Here is a 21,069-nt window from a genome sequence, read left to right on the forward strand (position 1 = left end):
CATTGGTGGGGAATCGCCAGCCCTGGCGGGCCCAGCTACGTTTTACGAGCCGCGATCAAAATTCACTCGATCTGGTCGCCTAGGAATTGATCGGCGCGGCGTTGATTGACGGCTCGACCGGTTTTCCAAATGGTGCTGATGGTGCCAATGTGCTGCACCAGGCTGGGACTGGGGTAATAGATCGGGATCTCGCACTCTTGGGCGATACGTCCGATCACGACATCGATCAGAGACAGTCCCTGGTCGTCTGGCTGTTGGCGATGTTCCAAGACCTGGCGTGAGTTCAGGACTTGCTTCAACGCTTCCGGCGAGAACACAAACGCCACGGCCCCCCAAATCCAGTTGCCTTGAAATCGGTACCAACCAGGCGCTGCTTGGGTGTATTGTGCGCTGCAATAAAGCGATGCAATGCAGGGGCCGTCGATCGGCCACAACACGCTTTCTAAATAGGCTCGCGTTGCGGGGCTCGACAACAGCATCGCATCGTCTTGAACCAACAGATAGGCATCTGCATTGGGGTCACGCATGAACATTTCGCTGAGCGACAGAATGTAATTCGGGAACGCGCCGACGGCGGGATTGCGAACACATGACTGCAGCGGTGCGGCAGAATCGGGAAGATTCACCGGACCATCGACAAACAATGTCGGGGACTCCCAACCGCCGCCGATCACACTCTCCAGACTCTGCTGCAACGTCGACATTCGCCGCGGTGCCGTGGTCATGCCCACCATCCATTGTTTGACCGGCTGAGCGACTTCCTCTTTTGGACGTGGTAAGTGGGCCACGATCGAATCGATGTTTACCTGTGAATAATCACGCCGAACCTGGCGACCCAAATCGATCGCGTCGTCTTCATCCGGTGCCACCGCGGGCAACGAACGTTCGGCCCAGTTCTGCAAGCGGCGCGCTTTGGCAACATCACACTGGTCGACACCGCCAAGCGAAATGACGTGTTCTGTCAAACTGTATAGCTGCGAGGCGACAATCGGGTTCAAATCGTCGATGGTCGGATCGTATGATTCGCAGCATGCATCACAAGCAGCGCGGCAAACGGTCACTAAATCAGGATCGACAACGCCGGAGATCTGCCGAAGCAACGCACAGGTCGCTGCTTCGTCAGATCCATCGGGCCCATCGGGGCGAACATCAACGCGATACAAACACGTCTGTGCAGTTCGCCGCTGGGCCGGCACCGCTGTGGGATCCGCTGACATCTGACTCAGTCGGCCACACACGAGGTCGCGCGAATTTGGCCACGAAATTTACCGGGACTGACCGGCGGTTGGCCGATACTAGCGCCTTCGCTGGAACAGTCCTTCTTCAATTTCCACGATTCACCGTCATACATCCAAAGCGTATAACCGAGTGCGTGAGAACCGCTGCTGCCAGGCTCTCGTGAGCCCCTCGCGATGGGTTGCTGGGCAACTAACATCTTTGTTTTCCTTTGCGCCAAGTGAATGTTGTTACGTACGCATTCGTTCACGTACACTGTGTCCAGCGTAGGGTCCCATGACCCTCCGATAAACAGGTGTACAAAAAGCACCCGCCCGGCATTTCTTTTTCACAGCCGAGGCCTCCATTGACCCGAATTTAATGCCTGCGGATACGATGCATTCGATCCCCTGTCCCTTCCGCTACAACGAACGACAGGTCGCCGGTTCGCAGGTTGCAACCTGCGGTTTGATCCAGCAAATTCTGCAGACCACATCGACAGAACACTGTGACGTTGATCGGCACGCCTGCCAGGCCTGCGTGGAGGCGACGTTTAGCGGCACCACGTTCCAAAACGATGTCTTCCCATCGCTATTGAACCAGGCTGGCGCCCACTGGTTGCAGGCCATTGAGATCGACGACCAGTCGGTTGACAATTCCAACTGTCGCGTTCGCGTCGCAGAACTGATCGAGTCGACTGAGCGGGCGATCGTCGATGATTCATTTTTTCTGCGCAGCGCGATTGTCTGTTGTGACGTTTTCGTCTGCTGTAGCGACGATTCGGATCAAACACGCCAGGCGATTCGCAGCGTGTTGAATCAGGAGAACGCGGAGATCCGCTTGCATCTGGTGATCACGGGGGCAGCGGCGGAATCGTTGGTCAATGAATTCGCCGATCAACTTGGCGTCCAGATTCACCGCTTTGAATCACCGATCGATTTGCCCCGCGCCATTCAGCAACTTGCACCTCTGGCGGCTTCAGAATTCATCGCTTTACAAGCCACCGATTGTATTTCTCGGCCACGTCGCATCGCTTCGGCCGTGCAGTCGCTGCAGTCCGAGGGCGCTGATTTTGCCGGGGCTCCGATGACCGCGTTGAATCAACGCGTCTCGGCCGAGAAACCAGACGCATCGAAATATCGTCATTCGCTTCCCTGGCCGACCCTGGTCTTTCGCCGATCGACCTTTGTCGATTTGGGTGGTTTCGCGGATCGTTCGACCGACGTTGTCGAAGAGTTGCTCTTTCGTGCCGCAAGTGCCGGTGCCCAAACAGTAGTCGGCTCCCAAGCGTCAGTGCACTGCCATGTCCGCTGGGAGAAACCTGCATTGGGGGCGTTGCCCCGGTATCAGCCGCGCGAAGGTTCGTATTCGCATCACGCGATTGGATTCCCGCTCCATTCAGTTGCCTGCGATGTCGTGCTTCCGATCTATGGGCAATTGGAATACGCCCAAGCATCGATCGAAAGCGTGATCGATCAGCAGGGGGCCGAGACCGTCGTCCATCTTATCGATGACCAAAGTCCCCAATCCACGGATGAACTATTCCGTTATTGGGGCTCGCATCCGCGGATCAGGTTGTATCGCAACCAAGAAAACATCGGCCAGTATGCGTCCTTCAACAACGTCTCGGAGTACTTTGAAACCGACACCGTTGCGGTGCAGGACGGTGACGACATCAGTATGCCGCATCGACTGCACGACAGTGTGAATCTGTTGCGATTGTCACAAGCCGATTATTTTGCTGCTGCGATGACGATGTTCGGCGACCAGGACGTGATCCAAGCGGCATTTGGCGACCGCCAGCAGCGAGAATCATTTTATCCGCGACGATCGGAAACAACCTATTTCGCCATGAACCCGACGTCCTGCTTTAACGTGTCGATGTTCCGCAGTTTAGGTGGCTATGCCCAGTACGGGCCGAGCACGCGAAATGGGATGGATTCGGAATTGATGACACGCGCCTACTTTGCCGGAGTCCGATTCTGCATTTCACGACGGGTCGTCACGCAATATCGCGTTCATCGCCAAGCAGCAACGCGCCGCACCGATTCTGGATTTGGTTCCCCCAGCCGCGCCCGGGCGATGGCAGAATGTCGTCGCCGACGTCAACTGTACGCGCAAACGCCGTTTGACCCACGCTCCTTTGGTGCGCTGAAGATGCACCATGGTGTCACGAAGCGACTCGAATAAATCGAAAGACCGCCAGGGACATCAATCCGCCGACGCGAGCTCAATCGGAATCGAGCGGACGACACGAAATCCGATGTACGAGTGCGCCAAATTGGGCACATCGAAACTCAGCGATTCTGGTTTCACTTCACCATAGTTCCGAAAGTGATCGTAGACAAAACTATTACCGCACAATCCGCGGCGGTTCGGTTTATCGGGATCCACATCCGAAACCCATTCACGTGTTCCCGTGATCAGATCAAAAAAACCTTTGTCGTTGGGCTTGGATGTGCCAAGTGGCCAACACCGTTCGCCTTCAAATCCCTCGGTGTCATTGAAGATCGCGTATCCTGTGACCAGGTCTTTGTTGTTTCCGAAAGGATACTTGGTCTGTACGCCGATGTCGCGAATGTAAAACCATTCGTCGGAAGTCGGCAAACGATACCCCGTCCTGCTGCGATAGTCAGGATACAGTTGCACCGCCGGCGCGGCGTCGTCCGTACGATCGGGATAGCAAACCTGTGATTCGCCCAGTCCCAATTCTCGCGTCAGTGAATTGCAGTAGGCGGCCGCCTGATGAAAGGTGGGCATGGTCACCGCACAATCTTGGCTGGGAGAGTGTTTGGGGGACCAGTGATAATCCGGGTCAAATTGCAGCATTTGAGCAACCGTGGTTTCTGAAATACAGGCCTCAATCCGATAGTGATCATCACTGGATCGGGCCGGCAATTGAACCATCGTGTTGCCGCGGGCGTCGACATACCAATCACGTTCGTTGGATGGCGCGACGGCCTCCCAAAGCTGGGGCTGGATCCAATCGGACATTCCCCAGCGACGCAATAACCACAGCGAATTGGATCTTAAACTGGCTTGAGGGGCACGGATGAACCAGCCTTTGACCAAGGTCAGCGTGCGGTCCCGCAAATCATCGGATAATTGATCCGGTGTGTATTCACCGAGCGCCTGGATCAAACCACATTGGGCCAGGGCATCGGATTCGCCTTGCAATCGCTGGGCGATCATGTCGGCATCGACCTGCAACGGTGACACTCGCTGGATCAATTGAGTCCGTGCGTCGGACAGTCCATGGTGCCGAAACACCGACCAAATCGACTCGTTTGATGCGTGGTGCCGCAACAATAACGCGGCTGCTGTCGCTTGACGTACCGCAGTGCGTTCCCAGTTTGGGGCGTCAATCGAGAGTGGCTGACAGACAACGCGATCCAACAACGGTCGGATCATCGCTTGATTGTTATCGATCAATTTCAATGATGGTTCGAGTTGTGCAGGGCTAGCGATCAAAAAGTGATCCGTCAATTCGACCGGGTTGTCACGAAACAGATCCATCAACAGCGTTTGAGCGGTCTCGCGTCGCGATTCGGTTTCGTCTAAATCCACCATCGCCTCTGACAACCGACGCGACACGACTGGGGTTAGCGGAGCGATCAGCTTGACCAGAGTGGGATAAAATTGTCGATCGACAATCGCAAAATGGATCAACCGATCAGCGATGAAGTCTTGATGGGCTGACCAGCGCGATGGATTCGTCACCGCCCGGTCTTCCCAGTCATCTGCTGCAGCCCCTGCCGCCGGTGGTTCAAAACTGGCCAGTGCCAATGCGGCATTAAAGCGACTGTTGGAAGGACGTCCATCGGGATCCATGTCATCGGCGGGAGATTCATCCCGCAGACGTCGCCAAAGGTCTGCCGTGATCTGGCTGCGATAGGGGCGCAGTTCGTCGCACAACAGCGACAGCCGATCTGGATCCGCCGTCAACAGATAGGGCTGGATGTCTTGCACACGGCCCTGTCCGGCTCGCAACAGCGCCAGACCAGCGAACAGGTGTGGCGGGCTACCAGGTGTGTGTTGTTGTTGAATTTCGTTCAGTCGTGGAATCGTCCATCGCTCATAGCCCTGCATCTGATCCAACAACGCAGGGACCTGGCCGACGCCTGCCGTACTCAGTTGATCCGCATAGGCAACCGCTCGGTTCCAATGCAAAAACTGATACGACGTCAACGCCAATGCGGCGACTAGAAACAGCGTGATCAGACAGCTTTTGGAATAGCGCCGGGTGGCGGCCTTCATCATCCGCGTTTCGCCATCGTCCCAGTCAGCGTGCCGGGTCAAGGCTGAAATCGAAGCCCATTCCGAAACGCTGGGCAGGTGTCGCGTGTCGGGCCGCGCCTTCCAAATCTCGGATCGTTCGGTCAGGCGTATTTCCGCGCGCCCCTGACGCGTCGAATGCTGCATCTGGGACTGCCACTTCCGAATCGCCGGTACCAAATAGTCATGTGCCAGTTGGTAATAACTATGCTTGGATAGCAGGTCGCCCGAGTAGCTGGCGGTGGCATCGTCACCGTGGCCTTCGGGATCGGTGCGGGTGATCAGGTGCAATTCCGAATCAAGTGTGCGAATCAGCGATTGGAACATCTTCGGTCGATCGGAGTACCCGGAAGCCTCCAACAATTCATCTCGCGATTTCATGTGCCCCTTGAGGTCCGCACCAGGCTGTGGCAACAGTGCGACCAGGATCGCGTAAGCAGCCTTTTGGTGGACACGATAGTCAGCCGGTGCGTTGTCCGAGCTAAAGTTTTCGTTCAGGAATTTGACGCCAACGCCTTCGGTGCCACCAATTTTTTTCAACGTCGACGACGTCCACGGCTTGCCTTTGAACATTTCAGCAAACAGGGCCAACCGCACCGGTACGACTTTGCCGTTTTCGGACAAGTCATCGACTGCCTGCGAAATAAAGCCACGTTGCTCGCGCGACATTTCCGATGCTCGTGCGGGTAGTTGGCCGAACGCTCTGCCGAACGCCGTCAACACCCCTTTGGCATGTGAGGTGTCAAACAAATCGACCAGTGTCATGTTTTGGCCTTGTCGCAGCTCGACCTCCAGATGGTCCATGAACCGGCTGAGAGCCAACCAAAAATCATCGCGCACCAGTAAGATGCATTGCACGTGTTCGCCATCGCATTGCCGCAAGGCATTGGCCAGTTCACTGTGTTCGGGTTGGTCGACCGAATACAACCATTGTTCAAACTGATCGATCACGATCAACACTTTCTTGCCACTGCCCATCAACTGTCCATGGCGGAAACTGGCGACCGATTCACGCAGCCCCAAGTCCGTGCTGAGATAGGGACAACATCGGCGCAACCGATTGAGCAAGCGGTTTTCGGTCGCGTCGGGTGCCGCTTCGACCAGCACTGGGATGATGTTAGAGGACAGGATTGGAATCACACCGGCTCGAACAAACGAGCTTTTTCCGCAACCCGAGGGCCCGTAAATCAGCCCCACCCGAAAACTGTCGGCCGGATCAAGTTGCTCGATACGGCGTTTCCAAAACAGAACCGATTCGGGGATCCCATCACGGTCATAAGGCGCTGGCAACAATTCCAAATAGAATCCAGCGTCTTCGTCGCCAAATGAACGCAATCCGCGGGGAATGACGTTCGGGCGCACGTTTGCACTGAGCGATCCGGATTCACTAGAACTGAGTGGGCTGTGGACAGTGGCGTTGGGCCCGGCGGTGACTTGAAGTCCACGGTTTTGGGCCAGGAAATGTTTTAAGTCGTCGGCAAAATCGATTGCCGTTTGATGCCGATCGGATGCTCGTTTGGAAATCGCTTTCATACAGATACGATCCAGTTCCGCCGGAACATCGCGATTGATGTCACGTAGCGACCGGACCTCCTGATGTTGCACCAATTCCAGCACAGCATGAGGATCACTGCCGGGGAAAACTCGCTGGCCGCCGACCAGTTCGTACAATACGATTCCCAGGCTAAAAATATCTGAGGTGCCACGGACCAAATGGTTTTCACCCCGCGCCTGTTCCGGGCTCATGTAGGCCGGCGTGCCGACAACCATGCGGGACTTTGCCGCGTCATTCTCCAGCAGCGCCAGCCCAAAATCCGCCAGATAGGGCACGCCTCGCTGGTCCAGCAAGATGTTGCTCGGTTTGATGTCGCGGTGGACCACGCCGCAGGAATGCACATAGTGCAACGCCTCGGCCAGTGTGGTGATCAATTCCGTCGCATCGCCGATCGAAAAGGGCGCCGAACCCGTCGACGATTTGACTTTGACGCGCAGGTCGCAACCGTCGATGTATCGTGAAACGATGTAACAAACCCCGTCTAGCGTATGGCCGACATCGTGCACCGGAACAATATTGGGATGCTCCAGTTTCGCCAACGTACGTGCTTCGACCAAAAACAGGCTGATGTCCAACTGTGTTTGGATTCGCCGACGATGTGGCACCTTGACCGTGACGTAGCGTTGTAATTCGTCATCTTTGGCCAGATACACTGCGCCATAGCCGCCGTGACCTAGAATCGATTCGATCTGGTAACGCCCAATCGAATCGGGAATCGGCTGGGGTTCCAAAGCATCCGATGCACCCTGTTGATCAAGCGTCAGCTCGCGCGTTTCGTCTGACGCTGCGGCATGACTATGGCTACCCGATAGAATTTGATGCGTCTTGTTTTGCGGATCGTTCATGACAGCACCGTCGTGATCTCCATGCCCCGATTGGATTCGCCTCGATTGTCGCTGTTCCACTGAGCGCAGTCGACAGCATCGAAAGCATCTGCCATCAATTTAACACACCACTGGTTCCGTTTGGACGTCAACAGCCGTTCCTGAAACATCCGAATCAGGATCCGCATCGGAACGTTCGCTGTAGTAAGTCACCCAGCCGTTCAAATTGGTCCAAATGGTTGTAGGCTTGCGCCGAAATTCGGACACAGACCGAATGTTGATCAAAGCCAAACAAGGGGACCTCGATACGATCTTTTTCGGCAAACTGTCGTTGCAACGCGGCAACTTGGTCGGCACCAATCGCGGTCGATTGTGAAATCGGAATCGTTGCCAAGCTGCCGATCATCTGCTCCGGTGCAGGATCGTCGATTTCCAACCGGTTCAACAATCGACGTCGGCCTGCGAGGGCGAGCTGCCGATTGGCGGCCATCAGTGTATCTATCCCACCGTCATGCAATTTGCCTAAAAAGTCCAGTGTAAACGGCATCACCAAAAGGGGCGTTGGATCAAACGTTCCGGGCCAACTGAAGTCGGCTTGGAACTTGGTTTCCCCATAATCCGGGCGGTTGGGCCCGTGACTGATCGCCGTCGCTCGGACTTCGGGTTGAAGTTCCCCGCGGGCAAACAAGAACGCTGACGTCTTGGGGCCACACAACCACTTGTGATGGTTGGCGACGTAATAGTCCGGTTGAATCTCGTTCAAATCAACCGCCAGCATGCCCGGCGCGTGTGATCCATCGATCAGCACACGCACACCGCGCTGTCGCGCCGCGGCAACGATCTCTGTCACTGGAAAGATCAATCCGGTCGGGCTGGTCACATGATCGACCATCAACAACCGTGTCCGATCGGTCAACCGATCCTCGATGGCTTCGATTACCTGGTCGGCTGATTGAATCGGAAAGGGAACCTCGGCGACCACCACGTCGGCACCGCTGCGCTGGGCCGCATAGCGAACGGCGTTATTGCAGGCGTTGTAGCCATGATTGGTGATTAGGACTTCGTCTCCGCGGCGAAATGGAAACGATCGCACCACCGCGCTGACACCTTCGGTCGTGTTGCGAACAAAAACAATGTCTCGGGCCGCTGCGCCAACCAATCGCGCAATCACCTGGCGGACATGATCCAATTTTGGCAATAGCTCCCGTTCGGGCGCCAAAAAACGAATCGGGTCAGCCTCCAGTTGCAAGATCAGCCGGCGCTGTTCATCCAGCACAGCGGTTGGAGTCGCACCAAATGACCCATGGTTTAGAAAATCAAGTTCAGGATCTAGACTCCACCGTTTTCTCAATTCGTTTGGCAAGGCTTCCGTTCCGATTATTGTTTGTCCGCGGCGGTACCGATCACCTGGTCGAGTGACGCCGCGATGTTTGGGTTTTGAAAATAAGGGTCGTGATTGTCGATGCTGTACTGACGCAGTGCCCGTCCCAATCGTTCGGCGACGCCTTGGGAACCTGGACGCATGTAGAAATTCAATAGTTCGTCGGGGTCTTGCTGGGCGTCAAACAACCACGGTTCATCGTTGACTGATAAAATCAACTTGTATCGATCATCGACCGCAGCCACCCACTGGGCGGTGGTTCCCGAATTGCGCAAGAACGTCAGCGGTTTCGGTTGTGGTGTCGACGCTGCACTGGCGACGTCTGACAAAACGCTCGACAGGTCTCTTCCTTGGTCGTCTGGATCGGCCGCCAGCCCCAACATTCCGATGACCGTGGGTGTCACATCGACGGTGCCAACCGGATCGGTATAAACCTGTTCGGCAGCGATCTGGCCGGGCAGTCGCCAAATCATCGGCACCCGCGCGGAACCTTCATAGGGATTGCCTTTGTTTTGGCGATCATGTTCGTAGCACAAATCACCATGGTCACTGGTCATGATGATCAGCGTGTTGTCCAAACATCCAACCGATTTCATTTGTTCAATCAACCGCCCGATGTTGTCATCGATGCACTGCACCATTCCAAAATAGCGTGACATGTCTTGGCCACGAAAGATGGGATGGTTCTTGCCACCACCCAACCACTTGGGTGCCGGAACACCGCTTTCGTAGGTGCGAGGAGCGATGAATCGCAAATCGTCAAAGCGATGATCGTAGGGTGCACGAACGGAATTCGGACCGTGCGGGTCCGGGTAACTGACCACCGTGAAAAAGGGTTTCGTTTGAACGGGATCGGTGATGTAGTCAATCGCACGATCCGTCAACCAGTCGGTTGCAAATGTTTTTTCATCGGCATCGCCAACGTCATAAGTCGGTTCGCCATTACGTGTCGATCCGACTGCCGGTGTGCCGTTTTCCAACACGAACTTTTTCCAGTGACCGCGATTGAACATGAATTTCGTAAATTGAAACCCACCGTCGACTTTGGGAGCCCATTCCGGTTTGCCGGAACCGCCCAAATGCCACTTGCCAATAAAAGCGGTCCGATAGCCGGCGTCGTTCAAGCGATCGGCCAGCGTCGGAATCTTGCCGTCCAGGACTTTGTTGTTGGTCGGTACGCCGGTGTTGTGTGGATAGCGACCGGTGATCATCGCCGCGCGACAAGGTGAACAGACCGGTGCAGTGGCATAGGCACGTGTACAAATCACGCCCTGTTTGGCCAGGCTATCCAAGTGTGGCGTCGGCACCACGGCCCCGGGTCCCCACATTTCGGCCTGTTCCTGCGGTAACAGATCGCGATAACATCCTAGCGTCCTAAAGTTATGCTCGTCGGTCACCAACAGTAGCACGTTGGGCTGTGTTTTTGCTGCAGAATCAGCCTCGCTGCTCATCACCGCCGAACCAATCGCGAAGACGATTAGAATCATGGCGCGCAAATAGTTGTGTTGCATGGGGACTATTACGGTGAAGGGTTATCAGGGATCAATGACAGCCTAACATGCTGGCGATTCAACGGGTCGGCGGTACAACAGAAATTCTCCAAGGGAGCATCGGGAAAGGTACATGAACGAGCTCCAGAGCTGTTTTTCACCGACGTACTCTGATGCACGGAAGCGGTTTTTGAACGCTGCTGGTGCACTGGATGCCACAATCACTTCCTATGCGATCGATTCCCAGCGGTCTCCGTCGTCATTGGCGATTGATGTGGCAACGCTTGGTCCTGATGATGCGCCCGCGCTGGTTCTCACGTCAGCCGTGCATGGCATCGAAGGATTTTTCGGATCGGCGGTCCAGCTTGCCTTGCTCGAACGGTTTACGTCGTCGCCGCCTATCGAGGGCCTGAGATACGTTTTGGTTCACGGCATCAATCCGTTTGGTTTCGATCAGCTCCGGCGATTCACCGAAGACAATGTGGATTTGAATCGCAATTTCAAAACCCCGCCGGATCCCTACCGCGGCGTGCATTCGGCGTATCGGCAACTGGATTCATTGATTAATCCCCTGTCACCGCCCGGCGGCATCGATCTGTTTGTTCCTAAAGCCCTTTGGTATCGATGGCGACTGACGCCGACCGCCGTGCAACATGCGATTTCCTGCGGCCAATTCGAGTACCCGCAGGGATTGTTTTATGGCGGCAGTGGCCCCGCCGAGTCCGCACAAATCGTGCAGCGACACTGCGACCAATGGATCGGCAAAACCGACACCATCGTGCACCTGGATCTGCACACCGCTTTGGGGCCGTTTGCGACCTACAAGTTACTACTATGTGACGCCACCGATGCCGATGCATTGGATTGGTATGAAACCACATTCGGTGCCGATTCGATTGAACCGGCTGCAGGATCGGATCTAGATGCCGATCGGGTGGCCTTTGAAATACTGGGGCAATTCGGCAGTTGGATGCAGCATCATTTCCACGATCGGGACTATCGATTCATGGTCGCCGAATTCGGCACGTATTCTCCGTTTCGAGTGCTCAAGGCCCTGCGGGCGGAAAACCGTGGCTATCACTATGGATACAAATCCGATTCGCAAAAACAAGCGATTCAGGGCGAACTACTGGAATGCTTTTGCCCGCGGTCGCCCCAGTGGCGACAGCAGGTCCTTGCATCCGCGTTGGATGTGATCGATCAAGCCACGACGGCTCTGGAAGCCGATCGTTAATCTCGCGACGTGGGCGTGATCTTCAGTTTCACTTCCTTGTCGTTGCGACGCACCGTGATGTCGGTTTCTTGGCCGATCTTGAGTGCTTCGATGGCGTAGGTGTAGTCATAGATGTCCTCGATCTTGCGACCGGCCAGTTCGATGATGACATCGCCGCCTTGCACGCCTGCTTTGGCCGCCGGGCCATCGCCGGCAACACCACTTAGTTTCAATCCTTTGATTTTCCCAGCGGCATAATCGGGAACGGTCCCCAGGAATGCACGCAATTGAGCTCGCGGGGCATCTTTCTGTTGCTGCTCGCCTTCGTCCAATTTGAACTCCGGCACCGCATCGTCGGTCAGTATCCCCCGCGCGATCAAGGCCAGCAGGTTCGCGGTCTTTGACGCGCCCTCGTAATTCAATTTCTCCTTGGTGTCACGTGGCGTGTGGTAGTCCTCGTGCGCGCCGGTGAAGGCCGACAAAATGGGCACGTCACGGGCGACGAACGCCGACGCGTCGGTGGGCAATCGAGTGCTGGTTTTGTCGAGCGCCAATGGCAACCCGATGGGCACGTTGCGGCGATTGACCACGGTTTCAAAGTTCGGCGATGATCCGATGCCCTGAATCACCAGTTTCTCTCGCAAGCGACCGACCATGTCCAAGTTCAGGTAGGCGGCGATTGCCGGCGTCAACGGTGCGGCGTCAGTGGCCATTCCATGCGCCAGTGCCATCCGCTGGGCTTCAGGATCCACGGTGGCCTGTGGCGCATCGGGGAACAGCGTCGCAAACGATTCGACAAAGGCCTGGGATCCGAACAGGCCCAGTTCCTCACCGCTCCATGCGGCAACGACCAGGTCACGTTTGGCGTTCAAGTTTCCCGACCGTTGTTGGCCGGCTAGGTACTGCGCGATTTCCAACATCGCAGCGACGCCCGAAGCGTTATCATCGGCGCCTTGGTGGATTTGATCCAGTTCATCGTCTTTGGCCAGTGAATTGCTGCCAGCGCCACGACCCAGGTGATCGATGTGCGCGCCGACGATGACCAGTGGGTAAACCGGTTGTTTGTCTGGGGCGGTCGGCAACCGTGCGACGACGTTTCGTCCGACGCCTGTCTTGCGCTCAATTTCAATCGTCGTAGCGACTTTGGATCCTTCCAGAATGTATCCCATCGCCAACGATCCGTCGTCCAATTGCGTTTGCTGTTCCTTGAGATCGCCGTCCGATTCGGCGAACAACGCAGCGGCCATTTCATTGCTGACCGAGATTGCTGCAATGCTGACGCCACTGGCCGAGGCGGCTGAATCGAACCCGATCAACTCGTTGCGAAACAGGCTGTTGGGGCCGGATGCAAAGATGATTCCTTTGGCGCCCAGGTCGCGTGCAAAGCTGGCTTTGCGGCGTGGGGAACTGAAACGGGCAAGTTGCTGGCGGCGTTCGGGGGTGATGTCCTGTGGCAGGTCACGCAACACCAGTACCCAGCGATCGGCGACATTCAAATGAACGTAACTATCGTATTCCTGCACGTCATCCGTACCAGGCACCTGTAGTCCGTAACCGGCAAACACGACTTCGCTGGGATCGATTCGCCCGTCAGCGGAAAACGCGAGCGGACGCCAATCCTTGTTGATCTCGCCGATCTTGTCGCCGATGGTCAACTGGTTGTTGTCGGTGATGGAACAGCCCGCCGGAAACTCAAACTCATCAAAGAACGTTCCCGATTCGCCGGCCGGTACAAACCCTAGACTCTCCAGATACGCGGCCACATAGGCCGTCGCTCGCCGTTCGCCTTCGGTTCCGGTCAAGCGACCCTCCAGTTCGGGGCGGGTCAGATAGTCGACGTGCCGGGCGATGTCTGCAGGAGTGAATTCCGGTGTCGAATCCTCCGCAGCGCGCAAGGCAGCTTCACGGTCAACGCTCGCCGGTCCGGTTAATCCCAGCCGTTGGCGAATCGCATTGTCATTCCAGTCGCCCAGAAAAATCTGCGAACGTTTCTGTGGAGTTCGATTGCTGGTCCATGACAATCGATCGCCGTCTGGCAGAAAGACCGGCAGCCCATCAAACCCATCGGTGTAGGTCACTCGAACCGGTTCACCCTGGCCATCGGCGCGGACGCAATACAATTCGAAATTGCTGAATCCGTGTTTGTTGGTCGTGAAGACCAGGTAGTCGCCACTGGGATGAAAGTACGGCGCCCAGCTCATTGCTCCGATTTCGGTCAATCGTTTGACGTCGTCTCCATCGACATTCATCGTGTAGATTTCCGCCGTCGTGCCGTCCTCGGAAAAACGTCGCCAACAAATTCGTTTGCCGTCATGTGAAAAAAACGGTCCGCCGTCATAGCCGGCCACGTCCGTCAGCTGGCGAATGTTGGAGCCGTCTGCGTTCATGATGTACAGATCAATGAAGTACGACTTGTCGATCTTTAGCAGTTCCGCTTCCTTTTCCGACAGTTCACGCGAATAGGCGGCGCGGTTCGACGCGAACACGATCTGGCTGCCGTCGGGGCTGTAGCTGGCTTCCGCGTCGTAGCCACGAGCGTCGGTCAACCGCTGATAGTCGCCGCCTTCCATTCGCTGGTAGATCTCGAATTCAGGGTCATAGTCCCAGGCATAGCGAGGCTGTTTGCCGGTCCGCCGCAGTTCCAGCAATTCGTTCTGCTTGGCAACCGATTGATCGTCGTGATGGGTGCTGGAGAACAACACTCGACTACCATCGGGGTGGATCCATGCACAGGTCGTTTTGCCTGACCCGGGAGAAACTTTTTCAATGTCCCCCGTGTTCATGTCCATCAAATAGATTTGATAGAACGGATTGACCGGATCCCGTTCGCTTTGAAACACCATTTGCGACGCGTCGCTGCTGAAATAACCTTCGCCGCCACGCAAGCCTTCGAATGTGATTTGCCGCGGATTGGTAATGAACTCCTGTTCTTTCTCAGGCGAAAATTCGGTCGCAACCGCCACGGAGTCTGCAGCCTCCTGTGCAATCGAGCCAGTCGCTACGCAGAACGTCGCGGCGGTGAACATCCAAGCAAATACAAACTGTCTCATGGGACTCTCAAAGGTGGGAAAGAAACGGCAGGCTGTCGGCAATCCAGTTTACCCCAATCCGTGGGCGCCGCGCAGTTGGATCAAGCCGTCGCCCCAGCGCGAAAACAGCTGTTTTCGTTCCCTCGGGTCACGAAACACTCTGACCCGAGTCATTTTGTGTCGGATGTCTTCGCGCACCAATCCGAACAATTGTTCATAGACCGCTTCCGGTTCGGGACCCTCGGTTTCGGCGGCTTGGACGCGAGCGACCACTTCGAATCGAAACACTTGCAACCACCCCGGACGTTGGACCGCGATCAAACGCACATTCTTCAGCTGTGCGGTGTTGCCATAGTACCCATTGGCCGACAAGTGCTTACGGATTTCCAACTCCATCTCGCGATCGCCGCACCAATCATTCCATCGTTGCAGCATTGATTTCAGCAAGCTGATCATGGCACAGATTCCCAATTCCCTGATTCCCACCATCAATGGGCATGTTCCCGATCATCATCGCCGCATGATCGGGCTGTGTCCACCATCATTATTGGCGCCGGTGCGGCCCCGAACCAATCTGAGACTCGGTTGTCCGGGTATTGATTTGGAAGATACTAAAAGGCTGCTCAGGTGTTTGAAGTTACGTTTTCGCATCAGGGATTGGTGTTTGGTAACTCGACGCGTTAGTTTTGAAGCCAGCGCTTTTGCGTGGGGCATTGTTTTTGGAAACCCGACGCGTCAGCGAGGGATCCCGTTAACGCCCTAAATCTCTCGCTCACGCGTCGGGTTGTGATGAAAAACGCTGGCTTCAATACTCACATTTCGGGTTGTGGATTTCTTGGGGGATGGGCTCCTCGCAAAGCTCCATTTCAAAAACTTTTTTCGAAACGATGTAACCGAGCTCGAAAACATGTGTAGGAGATGACAGAGCCCAAATCTGCCGAGTCCCTCCTGCCACCGATTCAGTGATGTCAGAAAATTTATGTCCCCGCTGCAAAACGCCGATTCCGACGCAGACGTCGGATAGCGAATTGGAACTGCAATGTCCGCGATGTCTGTTGCGCCCGCCCTGGGACAAGCCCATTCCGGTGGCGATTACGTTGGGCCCCGGGCAAAGTTTTTTACCGCCATCGATCGAAGAACTTGCGCCGCACATTGTCGGCTATGATGTCGAAGCCCTGATCGGCCAAGGCGGCATGGGCGCGGTCTACTTGGGACGTCAGAAATCACTCGACCGACCGGTCGCCATTAAAATTCTGCCACCTCAAATTGCCGAACGCAAAGGGTTTCGAGAACGGTTTGCTCAAGAGGGGCGGGCACTGGCGAAACTAAACCATCCCAATATCGTTTCGGTACATGATTTCGGCCAAGCCGGTCCGTATGCCATGTTAGTGATGGAGTTGGTTGAAGGGGCCAACTTGCGCGAGGTGTTGGCGCAAGGCAGGTTATCACCGACCGAAGCCTTGGAGATCATTCCTCAGTTGTGTGACGCGCTGTCCTATGCGCACGAAGAAGGTGTGGTGCATCGGGACATCAAACCCGAAAACCTGTTGTTCGATAGCCGCGGGCGATTAAAAATCACCGATTTTGGGCTGGCGAAATTGTTGCTGCCGAAATCAGATGGCAACGCCGATCCGCAGGATAACGAACAGTCGTCCCCGATACCGGATCCCACCCAAGGCGTTGTCGGAACGGTGCACTACATGGCTCCGGAACAACTGGAGAATCCAAAATCGGTGGATCATCGTGCGGACATCTATGCGTTGGGTGTGGTGTTCTACGAGATGTTGACCGGTGAATTGCCGATCGGACGTTTCGACGCGCCGAGTCAGCGAATGGGCCAACCGACATCCGACGGGCTGACCAAACTACTGATCGATGTGCGGTTGGACGAAGTGGTGCTGCGGGCATTGGAGAAACAACCGGAAAAGCGGTACGCGTCGGCATCCGAGTTGATGGACGATATCGATTCGATCGAGAAAGACACACCAACGTCGGCAGCAGTCAGGATCTTTCCTGAAAAACAACGCCGCCAATTTCGCGAGACGATTCACCGCGTGGGTGAGACAGCGAGTGGAATTGCCGCGTCCGGATTTGAGGCAGGCGAAGAATTCTTGGCCGGTGCGCGCAACCGCTGGTTGCATGATTCACGTGTTGAAATCCCCTCGTATTTGTCACTCGCCATTTTGTTGTGCGGCTCGATGTTTTCGCTGTTGATCGCCAATCAGCCTCAGGGCGAGGCGGCGGGCCTGATGGGATTTCTAATCACGTGTGTGACGGCCTTTGTGCTCGCTCGCGTGGCGCTGCAGCGCGAGCAGGAGCCCGGTGATCACGAACCTCTTTTCATCACTCGGTTTGTACTGGCCTGTTTGTGCTTGCTGATTGCTGCGCCATTGTTGATCGGACCGATGTTGGCTGCCTTTGCCGGCTGGCTCGAAGTCTATGGTGACCCCCGCGACATCGGACGTGTGGGATGGCTGCGGGATTGGGTGCAAATCAGTTCCGTGATCGTGATCGTGACGTCGCTCTGCTGGCTCGTCTTGCTGGCGTTCCACTGGGGTGTCCCATCGGTGTTTGCTGCGGTGTTCAAACCCTTTGTCAAACCACTGACCTACCGAGTCGGCTTGCCGCTGACGTTGGTGTTGGGGCTGTTGATCGCCACAGCGGTTGTGGCGATGCGGCAGTTGCCCTACGCGACCTATGTTCCCGGCACCGAGGTCGCTGAGCAGAGTTGGGAGCAACTTTCGCCACGCGACTTCAGCGAGTTCCAACGTTGGCGCGCCAGGCAAGAAATCACGCAAGCCAGGCAGCACCATTAAATCGCAATTAGGCACCCATTGCCCCACAGCTGATGCCCCCCGAGAGGATGCGCTGCAAGACGCAAGTGGAGTCAATCGATGTCGCTGAAATCGGAGGCGGTGGCCGTCACCCTAAACGCTTGCCTGATGTTGGATCCGATGCCATAAGGTTTTTAAGTACTGATCATGAGCAATGTTCACGATAAGCTTCCCCGACTTTGTGAGGGGCAATTAACCGTTTTGAATCTTATGGGATAAGTGCAATGCATTTTTGTCAGCGTCTGCCGGTTGCGAGCGCGGCTATTGTTTTGGTTGCGGGTTTACTGGTCGGTTGTGGTAGCGAATCAGCAAAACCAACGGCCGATACCAATGACATTCAATCGTACATCGACGCCAATCCGGACAAGGTCGATGGGCCCGACAGTAGCCCTGTGGATGAAGCCAGTGAATTTGCCGCGGGAGACGGTTGATCTGCAAATGATAGTTTCAGATCGAGGCGTGCAATAACGGCACTCATTTGTCGTCAGTGGTGTTAACAAACCGGGGCATTGAACCCATCCTTCGGTTCCAACTGCACGTGTTGATTTCATGGTGCCATCTGGCCGTTGTGCCATTTGCAAAGTGTTTTGACGAACGGTTGTTGACCCCCACCCCCCCCAATGCCTTCGGGCCGACAGTGCCTTCGCGCCGATCTCCATTGAAGTGAGTCGGCTTCCCTCCTTGGCACGTTGATCACGATCAACATTCAGTCCCATCACGGCGGACTGATGTGGACGTTTAGCATGATTTTGATTCATTGCGTGATGCAAACGCATCAATCTGAATCAAATCATCTTCCTATAGATTTCTTTTAATTCATAAGTGAGCAGCAGGAATGAAATTAGACACGCCGAAGCGAGGTTTCACATTGGTGGAATTACTCGTTGTGATTGCCATCATTGGAATTTTGGTGGGGTTATTACTCCCCGCCGTGCAAGCGGCACGCGAAGCAGCCCGCCGAATGAGTTGCAGCAATAATTTCAAGCAATTGGGGCTAGGAATGCACAACTATCATTCGGCCTACAAGCAATTGCCGAAAAGTCGTGGGGGAACATCGCGAGTTTACGGCAGCATTGCTCAGGCCGGTCAACCGCGGCCGCAGAACGGCCCCTACGGAGGCAACAATCGACACAACTTGAGTGCCTTGGTGCCGATGTTGCCGTTTGTCGAGCAGCAGGGGCTTTGGGAGCAGGTCAGCAATCCGTTGGCAGTGACTGACCCGGCGGGTACAGGGCTGTTCTACAGCGCGATGGGTCCCAATCCTGAGATGGGTTTGGCGGCTCATGCCACTGCCCGTTATGATCCCTGGATGACAGACGTGCCGATGTTGCGTTGCCCGAGTGACCCTGGCGTGGGACTTCCAGCGCAAGGGCGAACCAACTATGGCGTTTGCATTGGCGATGCGTTGGGGCAGCAGAACACTGGTGGAGTTCAAGAGAACGGACTGCCCAATGCAACGGAATATCCGCGTGCTACGAGTGCTTGTCGTGGCATGTTTCGATCTCGCGTGAAGATGGCGTTCCGTGACGTTTTGGACGGGCTGTCCAACACCATCATGGCCGGCGAGATGAATACCGACCTGGGGGATCGAAATGTGACGACCCAGGTCATCGATGACGCTTCCTTTGCCAATACCATCATCAATGATCCGTCGGGTTGCACCAACGCGGCGGAAATTGATCCGACGCGACCCTCGTTCTGGTTGGCATCTTCATCGGCGTTTGCGGGTGGAGCGGAGATTCAGCGTGGATTGAAATGGGCCTGCGGATTCCCGGTGTTTTCGACGATCACCACGATCACACCTCCCAACTCGCCGCTTTGTAGCACCGGCGCCAGCACGTGGCAGCCTGGCATTTACGGTCCCAGCAGTCGGCATCAAGGCGGCGTGCATATTTTGATGGGTGATGGTGCGGTGCGATTCATCACCGATTCAATTGAGTCGGGTGACCAAACCGCGGGTAATATTTGGTGGAATGGCACCGGAGTGCGTGCTCCCGGCAACCCCAGTCCCTACGGTCTGTGGGGCGCCTTGGGCACCCGAGCACTTCGCGAGACGATCGACCAGGAAATTTAGTCCCTCGGGTTCGACGTCGGGTCAATTAAAAAAAGCCGGACCGCGGTTGATCGACCGCGGTCCGGCTTTCCTGTTGCGCAGGGCAATCGATGCCGGCTACTTGCTGGTCGCCCAGACGGTTCCGTTGACGATCAGGTTCAGAAAAACTGGGTCTTCGAAGGTTTTGTTGGAGTGTCCGTAGGTCGTGCCGAACACGCGCGCCTTGCCGAATTGGTTGGTCCAAATCACCGGGTGCTTCTTGTTCGTTTTCTCGCTGGTGCTGGTTGCCAGCGACGTGGCGCTCGGCCAAAGTTTTTCGATCACGTAGAGTTCGTCCAGTTCGATCACATGTCCATCCGGAAAGGACTTCATGATCGGATGGTCGGTGGCGACCACGTCGACTTTGTAAGAACTCTGGTGGTCATGCCTTTTGCTGGTCACGCCCAACAGTTTTCGCCAGTCATCGATCTTTGCGTCCCGGTAGGTGTGCATGGCACAGTGGATCACGACCGCCGGCAGGCCATTGAAGTGTGGGCCGGTGATACTGCGGATGTATTCCGCGTCGGTTGTGGATGCGAAACATTCGTTGTGAATGCAAACGTCAAACCCTTTGGCCCAGTCGGTTTCGCCGTAGAAATCGATTTCGGCGTCGGTCCCCGTTCCGCCTTCGTTGACCACCGTCCAGTTGGCCGGCACGCCTGCCTTTTCAAACGCCAATTGCAACGATTTGGTTTGAAAGTCGTAGTCGTGGCAGCATCCACTGGTGATCAGCAGGATGTTCAGCGGTTTGGGTTCCGGGTCGGCCGCGTGGGTGGACGCCGACAGGGCACAGGCCAAAGACAGGGCGCACAGAGCGAGGGTGAAATGACGACGAAGCATGGGGCAACCTAAAGTCGTGAAAGTGGAGCGTCAGAGCAACAGGCCCCGGACGGAGCAGGTTGGTGTGCAGACTTTAGTCGACCGGTGCGTGTTTTCAAAGAATGCTGGCTGGTCGTGTAAATCCTCCCGCACGTGTTGGGAGTCTGCGTTTTTATCGCAAACGCATTTTGAAGCCAGCGCTAAACAGCTTGTTCAACTCAAATGACTCGGCAAATTGCCACTTCGATCTCTTTACTCTCCCGCGGGGAGGTCGTGCAGCTTCGCGTGCCACCCATTGGGAGAGTCGCATGCACTCAATCTCATCTCTACGCCAACGGCGTT

The 21,069-nt window shown here is 55.7% G+C and carries 13 protein-coding genes; 5 read left to right on the forward strand and 8 right to left on the reverse strand.

All coding sequences use genetic code 11. The features are described from left to right. Positions 1 to 62: 62 nt before the first annotated feature. The gene (locus NHH03_RS11280; RefSeq protein ID WP_253156100.1) at positions 63 to 1,217 is read right to left on the reverse strand and encodes a hypothetical protein; all 1,155 of its coding nucleotides are present in this window, start codon (positions 1,215 to 1,217) and stop codon (positions 63 to 65) included. Positions 1,218 to 1,222: 5 nt separating this feature from the next. Beyond that, positions 1,223 to 1,435 carry a hypothetical protein gene (locus NHH03_RS11285; RefSeq protein ID WP_253156102.1) on the reverse strand — a complete coding sequence of 71 codons (213 nt, stop codon included), beginning with the start codon at positions 1,433 to 1,435 and terminating at the stop codon, positions 1,223 to 1,225. 161 nt (positions 1,436 to 1,596) lie between these two features. Here NHH03_RS11285 and NHH03_RS11290 point away from each other — a divergent pair, with 161 nt between their 5' ends. Beyond that, positions 1,597 to 3,405, forward strand: a complete 1,809-nt coding sequence (locus NHH03_RS11290; RefSeq protein ID WP_253156104.1) for a glycosyltransferase family 2 protein — start codon at positions 1,597 to 1,599, stop codon at positions 3,403 to 3,405. 21 nt (positions 3,406 to 3,426) lie between these two features. On the opposite strand, the gene NHH03_RS11295 is transcribed toward NHH03_RS11290, so the two are convergent. From NHH03_RS11295 to NHH03_RS11305, 3 genes are all read right to left on the reverse strand, one after another. Continuing rightward, positions 3,427 to 7,890, reverse strand: coding sequence for a bifunctional serine/threonine-protein kinase/formylglycine-generating enzyme family protein (locus NHH03_RS11295; RefSeq protein ID WP_253156106.1), 4,464 nt, complete (start codon positions 7,888 to 7,890; stop codon positions 3,427 to 3,429). Between the two features lie 154 nt (positions 7,891 to 8,044). Continuing rightward, positions 8,045 to 9,232 carry an aminotransferase class V-fold PLP-dependent enzyme gene (locus NHH03_RS11300; RefSeq protein WP_253156108.1) on the reverse strand — a complete coding sequence of 396 codons (1,188 nt, stop codon included), beginning with the start codon at positions 9,230 to 9,232 and terminating at the stop codon, positions 8,045 to 8,047. A gap of 14 nt (positions 9,233 to 9,246) precedes the next feature. Next, positions 9,247 to 10,761: a sulfatase family protein gene (locus tag NHH03_RS11305; protein ID WP_253156110.1), complete on the reverse strand. Its 1,515-nt coding sequence runs from the start codon at positions 10,759 to 10,761 to the stop codon at positions 9,247 to 9,249. Between the two features lie 112 nt (positions 10,762 to 10,873). Here NHH03_RS11305 and NHH03_RS11310 point away from each other — a divergent pair, with 112 nt between their 5' ends. Beyond that, positions 10,874 to 11,974: a M14 family metallopeptidase gene (locus tag NHH03_RS11310; RefSeq protein WP_253156123.1), complete on the forward strand. Its 1,101-nt coding sequence runs from the start codon at positions 10,874 to 10,876 to the stop codon at positions 11,972 to 11,974. Here NHH03_RS11310 and NHH03_RS11315 read toward each other — a convergent pair. Both NHH03_RS11315 and NHH03_RS11320 read right to left on the reverse strand, forming a co-directional pair. Further along, positions 11,971 to 15,003: a M28 family peptidase gene (locus NHH03_RS11315; RefSeq protein ID WP_253156125.1), complete on the reverse strand. Its 3,033-nt coding sequence runs from the start codon at positions 15,001 to 15,003 to the stop codon at positions 11,971 to 11,973. The genes NHH03_RS11310 and NHH03_RS11315 overlap by 4 nt on opposite strands. 48 nt (positions 15,004 to 15,051) lie before the next feature. Beyond that, the gene (locus NHH03_RS11320; protein ID WP_253156127.1) at positions 15,052 to 15,438 is read right to left on the reverse strand and encodes a hypothetical protein; all 387 of its coding nucleotides are present in this window, start codon (positions 15,436 to 15,438) and stop codon (positions 15,052 to 15,054) included. A 509-nt stretch (positions 15,439 to 15,947) separates the two neighbouring features. Between NHH03_RS11320 and NHH03_RS11325 the strand changes: the two genes are divergently transcribed. From NHH03_RS11325 to NHH03_RS11335, 3 genes are all read left to right on the forward strand, one after another. Next, a complete protein-coding gene (locus NHH03_RS11325; protein WP_253156129.1) occupies positions 15,948 to 17,798 on the forward strand; it encodes a serine/threonine-protein kinase in 1,851 nt (616 codons plus the stop codon). Between the two features lie 242 nt (positions 17,799 to 18,040). Next, positions 18,041 to 18,247, forward strand: a complete 207-nt coding sequence (locus NHH03_RS11330; protein ID WP_253156131.1) for a hypothetical protein — start codon at positions 18,041 to 18,043, stop codon at positions 18,245 to 18,247. Positions 18,248 to 18,651: 404 nt separating this feature from the next. Then, positions 18,652 to 19,890 (forward strand): DUF1559 domain-containing protein, encoded by a 1,239-nt coding sequence (locus NHH03_RS11335; RefSeq protein ID WP_253156133.1) that lies wholly within the window; start codon positions 18,652 to 18,654, stop codon positions 19,888 to 19,890. A gap of 96 nt (positions 19,891 to 19,986) precedes the next feature. Here the strand turns inward: NHH03_RS11335 and NHH03_RS11340 are convergent, their stop codons facing one another. Further along, the gene (locus NHH03_RS11340) at positions 19,987 to 20,748 is read right to left on the reverse strand and encodes a ThuA domain-containing protein (protein ID WP_253156134.1); all 762 of its coding nucleotides are present in this window, start codon (positions 20,746 to 20,748) and stop codon (positions 19,987 to 19,989) included. Positions 20,749 to 21,069: the final 321 nt, after the last annotated feature.

The sequence above is a fragment of the Stieleria tagensis genome (assembly GCF_024129865.1).
GTDB lineage: Bacteria > Planctomycetota > Planctomycetia > Pirellulales > Pirellulaceae > Stieleria > Stieleria tagensis.

Coding starts and splice junctions, on each gene's coding strand:
- NHH03_RS11310 (WP_253156123.1), top strand. CDS start 10,874: ATGAACGAGCTCCAGAGCTGTTTTTCACCGACGTACTCTGATGCACGG.
- NHH03_RS11325 (WP_253156129.1), top strand. CDS start 15,948: ATGTCAGAAAATTTATGTCCCCGCTGCAAAACGCCGATTCCGACGCAG.
- NHH03_RS11295 (WP_253156106.1), bottom strand. CDS start 7,890: ATGAACGATCCGCAAAACAAGACGCATCAAATTCTATCGGGTAGCCAT.
- NHH03_RS11285 (WP_253156102.1), bottom strand. CDS start 1,435: ATGTTAGTTGCCCAGCAACCCATCGCGAGGGGCTCACGAGAGCCTGGC.
- NHH03_RS11330 (WP_253156131.1), top strand. CDS start 18,041: ATGCATTTTTGTCAGCGTCTGCCGGTTGCGAGCGCGGCTATTGTTTTG.
- NHH03_RS11280 (WP_253156100.1), bottom strand. CDS start 1,217: ATGTCAGCGGATCCCACAGCGGTGCCGGCCCAGCGGCGAACTGCACAG.
- NHH03_RS11340 (WP_253156134.1), bottom strand. CDS start 20,748: ATGCTTCGTCGTCATTTCACCCTCGCTCTGTGCGCCCTGTCTTTGGCC.
- NHH03_RS11335 (WP_253156133.1), top strand. CDS start 18,652: ATGAAATTAGACACGCCGAAGCGAGGTTTCACATTGGTGGAATTACTC.
- NHH03_RS11290 (WP_253156104.1), top strand. CDS start 1,597: ATGCCTGCGGATACGATGCATTCGATCCCCTGTCCCTTCCGCTACAAC.
- NHH03_RS11315 (WP_253156125.1), bottom strand. CDS start 15,003: ATGAGACAGTTTGTATTTGCTTGGATGTTCACCGCCGCGACGTTCTGC.
- NHH03_RS11320 (WP_253156127.1), bottom strand. CDS start 15,438: ATGATCAGCTTGCTGAAATCAATGCTGCAACGATGGAATGATTGGTGC.
- NHH03_RS11305 (WP_253156110.1), bottom strand. CDS start 10,761: ATGCAACACAACTATTTGCGCGCCATGATTCTAATCGTCTTCGCGATT.